We start from the raw sequence: 11168 nt of genomic DNA on the forward strand, positions 1-11168 counted from the left end.
GGATCAGGCGGCGCAGGCGTGCAGATAGGGGCGCAGGGCTTGGACAGTGCCGTCGCGCAGCAGGGAATCGGTGCCGGTGGTGATGCGGCCGTCGCGCACCGCCTCGTACTGGCGCGGCAGGTACTGGCTCAGCAGCGTCAGCGGCGGCGGCGCGGCGTCCAGGCGGGCCAGCATGGTCCGGCAGGCCTCGCGCACGGCGGGGTGGGCCCAGTAGTAGCGGATGCGGTCGCTTAAGGAATATGCCAGGTCGACATTCAGCCGCGTCGGGTCTTGGTAGTAACCGCGCCAATGCTCGGGCTCGGCGCGCATGACGCCCAGCACGGTGTCGACCAGGCCTTCGCCCTTGCCGACCCATTCGCGCTCGACCGCGGCCAGCGCCCACAGCGTCTCGCGCAGCGCGAAGGTCACGCCGGGGCCGACCTTCAGGATGGCGAAGTGGTCGCGGGCCAGTTGGGCCAGGTGCTCGGGGGTCTGGTAGTCGGTCGAATGGGCTTCGAAAACCATGCCGGGCTGGCTTTCGATGAAGGCGCTCAAGGACCGCGCTTTCTCGGGCCGGTAGTCGATGACCTTGTGGTGGTCGAACTCCACGCCGGGCTGCACGACCATGGCGACGACACGCTCCCAGGCCAGGTCCAGCCCCGCGCGGGCGAAGGCGTCGCGGTGCAGTTCCAGCGTGGAGGCGGCGGCCTCGGGCGACGTCACCGCCAGCTCGCCCAGGTCTTCATGCGCGCCGCCGGGCACGGGCACTTCGGTGCCGATGACGTACACCGGCGGGTCGCCACGGTCGGGCGCGTCGCGCCACGCCTGCTCGGCTGCGCGGCACAGGCGCACGGCACGGGCGGCGATCTCGGGTTCGGGCAGCGGCACCGGGTCGCCGGCGCAGGACATCGAGCAATCCAGGTGAATCTTGCGAAAGCCCGCACTCACATATTGCGCCACCATGATCTCGGCCTTGGCCATCGCCACTTCGGCGGGCAGCTTGCGCCAGGCGTTGGGACCGAGGTGGTCGCCGCCGAGCAGCAACAGCTCGGGCGCTAGGCCTTCGGCTTCGGCCAGGCCCTGCACATAGCGGCGGAAGTCCAGCGGCGTCATGCCGGTGTAGCCGCCGTCCTGGTTGACCTGGTTGGACGTCGCCTCGATGAGGGCAGGCCGGCCGTGCGCAGCACATTCGCGCAGCGTGGCGGCGATGACGACGGGGTGCGCGGAACAGACCGAGGGAATGCCAATGGCGACATCACCGTTGGCTGCCTGCTTGTGGCGGCGCACGAGGTCGAGCATGAGCTTCATGCGGCGTCTCCTTGAACGGGTTGGGAAGAGGAAGAAGAGGAGGGCGTTTCGGGTTGCAGCGCCAGCAGCAGCGCAGCCAGCAGGGCCAGGGCGACGCCGGCGAGCTTGCTGCCGCTCGGCGCGGCCCCGCTGAGGGCCATGGACAGCACCGCCGTCAGCAACGGTGCGCCGGCATTGACCATGGGCGACACGACCATGGCCTTGCCGTAGCGGAAGGCGTAGACCAGGGCCAGCGCGCCGATGGCGTTCAGCACCTGGATGACGGCGGCAAGGCCCGGGCCCTGCCAGCCCCAGCTGATGGGCTGGGAGAAGTCGGTCATCCACAGCGACACCGGCACGCAGGCCAGGGCGCCGACGGCCATGTAGAAGAAGATGCTTTCGGCGCTGGTGCCGGCGTTGGCCAGCTTGATGAAGTAGGCCTGCAGGCCCCAGGCGACGAGCACGGCCAGGGCCAAAACAAACCACAGGCCCATCGGCTGACCCGTCTGGCCAAGTTGCAGGTCGAACAAAGGCAGGGAGCACAGCGCCAGCACGATGCCGGCCACGCCCAGCTTGCCGGTGCGCTCGCCCAGCAGGCCGAAGGACAGCGCGATGGTGATCGCCGGCGACAGCGACACGATCGGGAAGATCAGATAGGCCGGGCCCGACTGCACCGCGCGGAACAGCAGCATCTGGCCACCGGCACCCAGCAGCCCGACGGCCAGGCCGAGCACGACGGAACGGCGGTCACGGTCGATGCGCCAGCCGGTGCGGGCCAGCACGATGACCGCCGGCGGGATCATGGTCAGTGCCCACACGGCATAGATCAAGGTGTCCGGAAAACCATGCTCGGCCGGCAGGCCGGTGAAGGCGCCCCAGACGCCCCAGAGCAGGGTCGAGATCAGTGCGTACGTGAGCCAGTTGCTCTGCATCGGAAGTCTTTCGTGGATCTGGGAGTGCCGTTTGGAACTTTCGAGTGAAAGCATAAACGAACGAAAACGAAAACACAACGACGAAAACGCCTTCGTATGCCGAATTCCGGAGGCGAGGGGCAAATCCCTATATAGCTCGCGCCGCTCCCTCTATGTCAGCGAGGTGGAAGCCTTTCGTGGCATGATTCATCGAAAGCATTCGGCATCGGTGAAAACTCTATACGAAATCAAACGAAAGAATTCGTAGACTTGCGTCAAGCCGGTTCGAGGGGCATCCAAGGAGCCGGCACACCGCACCGGGGGAGAGCTGCCCCGGCATCCAAAGCAGATGACATCGCGCTGCCCCGACGGCAGCCCCGACACACAAGATCAAAGGAACTGTTCGATGAGTCCTCGCCTGCAACCCCGTTGTTTCGCGCTGCACCCGCTGACGCTGGCTGGCCTGATGGCCTTGACCGCCTTCGGTGCCGTCGCCCCGGCCTGGGCCCAGGAGGCCGCCAAAGCCGAGACCGACAACACGCTGGACCGCGTCGAAGTGACCGGCACCCGTGCCAGCCTGCAGAAGTCCCTTGCGCTCAAGCGCAACGCCGCCGGCGTGCAGGACAGCATCAGCGCGACCGAGCTGGGCCGGTTCCCCGACAACAACGTGGCCGACTCGCTGAGCCACATCACCGGCGTGTCCATCTCGCGCACGGCGGGTGGCGAAGGTCAGAAGGTCAGCATCCGCGGCCTCGGCCCCGAGTACACGATCACGACTTTCAACAGCCGCCTGCTCGGCACCGACAGCGCCGGCCGCTACTTCGCCTACGACGTGCTGCCGGCCGACGTCATCAGCGGCGCCGACGTCGTCAAGTCCGCGCAGGCTTCCCTCGTCGAAGGTGCCATTGGCGGCCTGGTGAACCTGCGCTCGGCCAGCCCCTTCGACCAGAAGGGTCAGCGCGGCCTGCTGCGCGTGGAGGCCGACCGCAACCAGATGAGCAGCCTGAACGGCACCAAGCTGTCGGGCACCTACAGCAACACCTTCGGCGACCAGGTGGGCGTGTTGCTCGGTGTGGTGTATGCGAAGCGCGATGTGCGCACCGACACGGCCGGCAATGATGGCGGCTGGTCGCGCAACCCGGCGCCGAACAAGCCGGAGCTTTTCTGGCCCTGGGGCAACACCTGGGGTGGCGCCATCGACCCTAACGGCAACGGGCAGCTGGACCCCGACGAGGAAGGCCTGATCGGTCCGGGCCAGTTCCGCTTCGGCACCATCATGGAGAAGAAGGAGCGCATGGCGCTCTCCGGCAAGGTCGAGTGGCGGCCCAGCAGCGACGTGAAGGTCGTCGTCGACGGCTTCAAGACGCGGCTGGACTCGCCGCAGGTCGGCTACCAGCTGTCCTTCTATCCGCTGTACGCGCCGGGCCGCTGGTCCAACATGAAGATCACCAACGGCGTGGTGACCGACTTCACGCTGGCCAACCCCGACCCGGAGATGGCGCTCAACCCCGAGCTGCTGAACAAGACCGAGTACCGCGTGGTGGACACCGCGATGTACGGTGCCAACGCGGAATGGAAGATCTCGCCCACGCTGAAAGCGACGGGTGACATCTACAAGTCCACCTCCAAGCGCCACTCCGGCGGCAACGACAGCTATGTCGTGCTGCGCATGAACCAGCCCAATGTCACGCGCATCCAGCTGACGGGGGCGGCTGTGCCCGATGTGAAGACCACTTTCACCGACGGCCGCGACCTGCAGACCGGCCTGGCGCAAGGCCTGTTCAAGGCCAGTGACTTCAACACCCACTACTTCAGCCTGGCCGGCGACAACATCGATGACAAGATCGATGGCGCCACCGGCAATCTCGAGTGGAAGCTGGACCGCTTCTACATCGACCAGCTGAAGTTCGGCCTCAGCCAGACCAACCGCAAGAAGTCGCGCGACCTCATCAACAACGCCTTCAACGCGGGCGACGGCCACTACTCGGGCGCCAACGCCATCAACGTCGGCGCGCTGGGCGGCAATGTCATCAACCAGACGTTGAGCCCGTCCGGCTTCATGGACGGCGTCAGCGGCAACTTCCCGCGCAGTTTCCTGGGCTTCGATATCAACAACTACCTGCAGGCGCTGCAGGCCTACGACGGCAAGCCCCGCCCGGGCGGCGGCACCTACGACTTCAGCAAGGCAGCACCGGCCTGGAACCCGCTGGAGAGCTACCGAGTGACGGAGAAGACGACGACGGCCTTCATGCAGGCCGATCTGTCGGGCGACGGCTGGAACGCCGACGTCGGCGTGCGCTTCGTGAAGACCAAGACGACCTCCCAGGCCTGGGACGCCAAGATTGTCGACATCATCGAGAACGGTGCGTTCAACTACACGGCCGTCTACGCGCCACCTTCCGTTCTGCAGCAGGAGTCGAGCTACAACTTCGCGCTGCCGTCGGTCAACTTCACCTGGCTGATCACCAACGATCTGCAACTGCGCCTGGGCGCAGCCAAGACCATGGCCCGCCCGTCGGTGGACAAGCTGGCGCCGACGAGCACGACGCAGAGCATCTCCTGGGGCGACTTCACGCAGGTGTTCGGCGGCAACGCCAACCTCAAGCCCTACAGCGCCCGCCAGGCCGATGTGTCGCTGGAGTGGTACTACGCCAAGGACTCGGCCCTGAACTTCGCCGTCTACCAGAAGAACATCAAGAACCAGATCACCAGCGAGTACCTGACGGGGCAGAACATCGGCGCGCCGGGCGGCCGGCTGTTCAATGTCAGCCGCCCCATCAATGGCGACAAGGCCACCGCGCGCGGTTTCGAGATCGGCCTGCAACACCTGTTCGACAACGGCTTCGGCGTGCGAGCGCAGTACACGCGCAACAAGTCGCGCAGCTGGGTGGGCGGCGAGGAGCGTGCGCTGGAAGGCATCGCGCCGGCCACGTCGTCGCTCGGCCTGCTGTACGAGAAGGGCCCGTGGAGCATGAGCGCCACGGCCGACCACACCGACGCCTTCGTCACCGCCACCAACGTGCTGGGCGCCGGCTTCAACGAGCGCGCCAAGGCCGTGACCTGGGCGACGGCCCAGATCGCCTACGAGGTCAACAAGTGGCTGCGCCTGAGCATCGAAGGCAACAACCTGACCGACGCGACGCAGGAGTACACGCTGGGCAACGACAGCGTCAAGCTGCCGCAGGGCTACTACCGTTATGGCCGTTCGTTCACCGTCGGCGCTTCGATCAAGTTCTGATGAAAGATCTCCTCCGTGTTGCCGCCCTGCTTGCCGGGGCGGCCTTTTTATCCGCACAGGCTGCAGATGGGGCCAGCTACACGATGGCCGACTACAGCCGTGTCGTGAAGATCGACACCCACCTGCATCTGCACAACCCCGCGCCGACCTTCATGGCGGCGGCCAAGCGCCAGAACTTCAAGGTGCTGACGATCAACGTCGACTACCCCGACTTCCCGCCGCTGGACGACCAACAGCGCGTGGCGATCGAGTTGCAGAAGCAATTTCCCAAGGACGTGGCCTGGGCGGCCAGCTTCTCGGTGGACGGCTCGGATCAGCCCGCCTGGCTGCCCGCCACGCGCCAGCGCATCGCGGCGGCCATGAAGGCCGGCGCCGTCGGTGTGAAGGTGTGGAAGAACATCGGCATGGGCCTGAAGGGCGCCGACGACAAGCTCGTCATGATCGACGACGCCCGCTTCGCGCCGCTGTTCGACGACTTCGCCAAACAAGGCATCCCGCTGCTCGGCCACCAGGGTGAGCCCCACAACTGCTGGCTGCCGCTGCACCAGATGACGGTCAACAATGACCGCGAATACTTCAAGGCCCACCCGCAATACCACATGGCCCTGCATCCCGAGATGCCCAGCTGGGAAGCGCAGATGGCCGCGCGCGACCGCATGGTGGCGGCGCACCCGGGCCTGAACTTCATCGGCGTTCACCTCGCCTCGCTGGAGCGCAGCGTGGATGAGCTGGCCGCCTTCCTGGACCGCTTCCCCAACGCCAAGGTCGACGTTGCCGCGCGCATCGGTCAGCTGCAATACCAGAGCCAGAAGGACCGCGAGCGCGTGCGCCGCTTCTTCATCAAATACCAGGACCGCGTCATGTACGGCAGCGACATGTCGCAGGCGCCCGACCAGGACGGCACCGCGCTGGCCAAGGAAGCCGAAGGCGTGTGGCGCATGCACTGGCGCTACTTCAACACGGCGGATAGCTTCAAGGTGGCTGACCTCGACAAGCCGGTGAAGGGGCTGGCGCTGCCGCGTGAGGTCGTCGACAAGCTTTACCACCTGAACGCCGAGCGGACATTCCCCGGCGCCTGGGGCGGCAAGCGATGACGGCACGCCGGGCCTTCCTGCAATGGCTGGGCGCCGCGCCGCTGGCCACACAGTTGCCGCTCGCTCAGGCTGAGGGCAAGGGTCATGTGCGCGTGCAGGACGGCGCGCTGTCGCTGCAGTTCGATGAGCAGATGCGCTGTCGCGTCGTCAGCTTGCTGGGCAAGCAGCCCGCCGCGCTGACCGGCTTCGACGCGAGTGAGCATCTCGTCGTGAAGGGCAGGGCGCTGAGCCGCTTCGCGCTGCAGAAGGCTGATCCGGCCAAGGCCACCACGCCGTTCGGCGCCGGCCAGACGCTACGCCTCGTCGGCCGCTCGGTGGAGGGCATCGAGAAGCGTGTCACCGTGACGCTGCTAGACGAGCATCCCGGCGTCGCGCTGCTGGACGTCGACTACACGAACACAGGTGACAAGCCCGTCACCGTCGACGCCTGGGTCAACGCTGCCCACCGCCTGGCCGCCGCGCCGCGCCATGCGGGTGGGTACTGGACCTACTCCGGCGCCAGCCACGCCGACCGCCGCGACTGGGTGCAGCCTGTCAAGCGCGGCTTCGAGCAGCGCAACTTCATGGGCATGAATGCGTCGGACTACGGCGGCGGCACGCCCGTCGTCGATGTCTGGCGACGCGATGTCGGCCTGGCCGTTGGCCACCTGGCCCTTCAACCGCAGCTCGTCGCGCTGCCCGTGAAGGCCAGCGGCGACCAGGTCGACATTTCTCTGCGCGGCGACGCACCGCAGACGTTGGCGCCCGGCGCCACGCTCACCACGCCGCCCAGCTTCATCGCCGTGCACCGCGGCGACTTCTTCGTGCCGCTGGACCGCTACCGCCGCCTGATGTCCGCGCAGGGCCTGGCAGCACCCCAGCCGCCGCAGAGCGCCTACGAGGCGCAGTGGTGTGCCTGGGGCTATGAGCGCGACTTCTCGCTCGACTATGTGCGCGCCACCCTGCCCAAGGTGCAGGAGCTGGGCTTCAAGTGGGCGGTGCTGGACGATGGCTGGCAGGTGAAGACCGGCGACTGGACACCCGACCTGGCCAAGTTCCCCAAGGGCGAGGCCGACATGAAGGCGCTCGTCGCCGACATCCACGCCCGCGGCATGAAGGCGCGCCTGTGGATTGCGCCGCTGGCCGTGGCGCCTGGCAGCGACGAGTTGCACGACCACACCGACCTGCTGCTGCTGGACAAGGACGGCGCGGTGCAGAACGTGACGTGGTGGAACAGCTTCTACCTCTGCCCGGCCTACGAGAAGACGCAGGCCCGCCTGGCCGCCACGGTGAAGAAGATCATCGGCGACTGGGGTTTCGATGGCCTCAAGGTCGACGGTCAACACCTCAACGGCGTGGCGCCTTGCTTCAACCCCGCGCACAGGCATGGGCGGCCGGAAGACGCGGTCGAGAAGCTCGCCGACTTCTACAAGGTCATGCACGACTCGGCCCACGCGGCCAACCCGGAAGCGGTGGTGGAGGTCTGCCCCTGCGGCACCGGCTATGCCTTCCACAACATGCCCTTCATGGACCAGGCGCCGGCGTCCGACCCGCTGTCGAGTTGGCAAGTGCGCCACAAGGGCAAGACGCTGAAGGCGCTGATGGGCCCCTGGGCCGCCTACGCGGGCGACCACGTGGAGCTGAGTACGGGCGGGCATGACTTCGCATCCAGCGTCGGCATCGGTGCCGTCGTCGCCAGCAAATTCACTTGGCCGGTGGACCCCAAGCCCAAGGACTCCTTCCTGCTGACGCCCGAGCGCGAGCAGCATTGGCGCCAGTGGGTCGATCTCTACAACCGCCAGCGCCTGGCCGAGGGCCGCTACCGTGGCGAGCTGTACGACCTGGGCTTCGACCAGCCCGAGACGCATGTTGTGGAGCAGGGCGGGGCGCTGCATTACGCGTTCTATGCGGAGCGCTGGGACGGCCCGGTCACGCTGCGTGGCTTGGCACATGGCCGCTGGAAGTTGCGCGATTCGCTGACGGGCAAGGAGCTTGGCGTGGTGAGCGCAGACAAGCCCACGCTACCCGTTCGCTTCACGCACAGCCTGCTGATCGAAGCGCGACCTGAAACGCCAGACTCGCTGCCTATCGCCTTCGCCGCCAAGGTATCTCAAGTGGGTGCCGACGGCTTCCCGCTCGCCTCGCAATGGGCCGACGCGCCCGCTACCTTCTTCCGCCACGACTGGCAGGGCAAGGCGCTCGCCGGCCCGCAGTCCACCCGTGTGCAGTTGCTGCGCGGTGCGAATGAGCTCTACCTGCGCTTCATCTGCAAGTTCGACACGCTGAACACCTTTGAGCGTGCGGCATCCGCCACGGACATCTGGCCGCTGTGGGAGCGCGACGTCGTCGAAGTCTTCCTGCAGGCGCCGGACCGCGCAGGGCTGAAGAGCTATCGCGAGGTCGAGGTGTCACCCAACGGCCTGCTGCTGGAGATCGCCGTCGAGGCCTCGGGCAAGAAGCGCATCGTCGGCGAGAGCCGCGCCAAGGCGCACATCGACGCCAAGCACAAGGTGTGGACGGCCGAGCTGGCCGTGCCAATGCAGAGTGCAGACGGCGCCGACGACGGCTGGCGGCTCAATCTGTTCCGCGTCGAAGGCCAGGGTAGGGGTCGTGTCTACTCCAGCTGGAGCCCGACGCGCACGCCCGAGCCCGACTTCCACCTTCCCGCCGCCTTCGGCCGCCTGATGACCCGCACCGTATGAAGCATCGCCTCGCCCCGATCACCCTCGCCCTGACCCTGCTCCTTGCCACCGCCCATGCGCAGCAGCAACCCCTGGCCCCCACCGGCCGCTGGGCCCATCAGGGCGTCGGCAGCGCGCCGACGCCACCGATGGGCTGGTCGAGCTGGAATGCCTTCCACATGGACCTCACGGAGCAGAGGGTGCTCGACTCGGCCCAGGTCATCGTCGACACCGGGCTGGCCGCGGCGGGTTACAGCAACATCAACATCGACGACGGCTGGTGGCGGCAGCGCCGCGCGAGCGACGGCCGCATGCAGGTGCGCACGAATCTGTTCCCGAGCGCGGGCACCGGCGGCGCGGCCGGCACGTCGCTGCGCCCGTTCACCGACAAGATCCACGCGATGGGGCTGAAGGCCGGCCTGTACTCCGACATCGGCCGCAACGCCTGCTCGCAGGCCTACAACACCGACAGCCCCAACCTGCCCGAAGGCAGCCAGGTTGAGCGGGAGGTGGGGCTGATGAACAACGTCGAGCGCGACATCGCGCTCTACTTCGGCGACTGGAACTTCGACTTCATCAAGGTGGACGGCTGCGGCCTGTCGTCGTACGGCAAGGACCGCCCCCCGGTCATGTCGGGCCGCTTCCGCGAGTTCGGACCGACGGTCGTCGAGGGCAATGCCAACCAGTCCGACATGGACGGCGCCCGCGCCCTGTACGGCCGCGTCACGCAGGCGTTGCGCAGCGTGCGGCCGCATGGCGACTATGTGCTGTCGGTCTGCCTCTGGGGCGCCGCCAATGTCCGCAGCTGGGGCGCCGAGGCGGGCACGATGTGGCGCACGAGCCGCGACATCGCGCCCAGCTTCTCGCAGATGCTGCACAACTTCGACACCGTCGCTACGCGCGAGTTCTACGCCGGCCCGGGCCGCTGGAATGACCCCGACATGCTGGAGATCGGCAACGGCGACTTCGACGGCAATCACCTGCTCGAAGCCCGTACCCACATGGGCTTGTGGGCCATCGCTGCCGCGCCGCTGATGATCGGCACCGACCTGTCGAAAGCCTCGCCCGCCCTCATCGACGTGCTGAAGGCACCCGAGGTCGTCGCCATCAACCAGGACCCAGCCGGCCATCAGGGCGTGCTCGCCTATGCCGACAGTGACCGGCAGATCCTCGTCAAGAGCTTGGCCGATGGACGCAAGGCCGTGCTGCTGTTCAACCGCACGGGTGCTGCCGCCAAATTCACGCTGACCGCCGAACACCTGAAGATGGACGCGACAGCACCCGTCGCGCTGCGCGACGCCTGGGCTCGCGCCGATGCGGGCACGTTCACGGACAAGCGCGAGTTCGAGCTGAAGCCGCGCGAGGCGCTGCTGTTCACCGCCACCGGCAAGCACCTGCTGCCGCGCGGCTACTTCGTCTCCGAGCGCCCCGGCAACGTCTACGTGGCGCGCGACGGCATCCGCGCGCTGGAGCAGGATCCCATCGGCTACCGTGCGCTGGCGTCCTGGTCCACCACCGACAACGGCGGCACCCGCCCGGCCTACGCCGGCTGGGGCGCGCCGCGTGCCGACTCGACGCCCTATGACCAGGCACTCAGCGTGCAGCGCCAGGCCTTCCGCCATGGCGTCGGCGTGCTGGCCGATTCGCGGCTGCAGGTGCAGGTGCCCGCCGGCTCGCAACGCTTCGTTGCCCGCGTCGGCGTGGACGACTCGACGCGCGGCAAGACCGCTGCGGTCAGCTTCGAAGTCTGGGGTGATGGCCGCCGCCTCGCGGCCACCACGCCCACCAAGTTCAACCAACCGGCGCGCGAACTCAGCGCCGACCTGCGAGGCGTGAAGCTGATCGAGCTGATCGCGCGCCAACACGGGGCCGACACCACGGGCCCTGTCGTCGTGACCTGGGGCGACGCTCGCATCGAGTAGCCGCCCAGCACGCCTTCTCTCCATCGCTATTTGGCACCGGTCGCGCCGGTGCCCTGGCCGCGCTCGCGCTGACGTGG

General features: G+C 67.4%; 6 protein-coding genes. 4 read left to right on the top strand and 2 right to left on the bottom strand.

Annotated features, from left to right (window positions below; translation table 11 throughout):
- Nucleotides 1-3: 3 nt before the first annotated feature.
- Entirely contained in the window at nt 4-1287 is a 1284-nt protein-coding gene (locus tag ASC91_RS05635; RefSeq protein ID WP_056193557.1) for a D-tagatose-bisphosphate aldolase, class II, non-catalytic subunit, read from the bottom strand.
- Nucleotides 1284-2198, bottom strand: coding sequence for an EamA family transporter (locus ASC91_RS05640; protein WP_056193560.1), 915 nt, complete (start codon nt 2196-2198; stop codon nt 1284-1286). Before ASC91_RS05640 ends, ASC91_RS05635 begins: the two co-directional genes overlap by 4 nt.
- Before the next feature lie 385 nt (nt 2199-2583).
- Here ASC91_RS05640 and ASC91_RS05645 point away from each other — a divergent pair, with 385 nt between their 5' ends.
- From ASC91_RS05645 to ASC91_RS05660, 4 genes are read left to right on the top strand one after another with little or no spacing between them, the layout of a single operon-like run.
- Nucleotides 2584-5415, top strand: a complete 2832-nt coding sequence (locus tag ASC91_RS05645) for a TonB-dependent receptor (RefSeq protein ID WP_056193563.1) — start codon at nt 2584-2586, stop codon at nt 5413-5415.
- Nucleotides 5415-6509 (top strand): amidohydrolase family protein, encoded by a 1095-nt coding sequence (locus tag ASC91_RS05650; RefSeq protein ID WP_056193566.1) that lies wholly within the window; start codon nt 5415-5417, stop codon nt 6507-6509. The genes ASC91_RS05645 and ASC91_RS05650 overlap by 1 nt, the downstream gene beginning before the upstream one ends.
- A complete protein-coding gene (locus ASC91_RS05655; protein ID WP_082532458.1) occupies nt 6506-9190 on the top strand; it encodes an alpha-galactosidase in 2685 nt (894 codons plus the stop codon). The genes ASC91_RS05650 and ASC91_RS05655 overlap by 4 nt, the downstream gene beginning before the upstream one ends.
- Complete coding sequence (locus tag ASC91_RS05660) at nt 9187-11091, top strand: NPCBM/NEW2 domain-containing protein (RefSeq protein ID WP_056193569.1); 1905 nt, start codon at nt 9187-9189, stop codon at nt 11089-11091. The genes ASC91_RS05655 and ASC91_RS05660 overlap by 4 nt, the downstream gene beginning before the upstream one ends.
- Nucleotides 11092-11168: the final 77 nt, after the last annotated feature.

It is taken from the genome of Pelomonas sp. Root1237, assembly GCF_001425055.1.
Classification (GTDB): Bacteria; Pseudomonadota; Gammaproteobacteria; order Burkholderiales; family Burkholderiaceae_C; genus Pelomonas.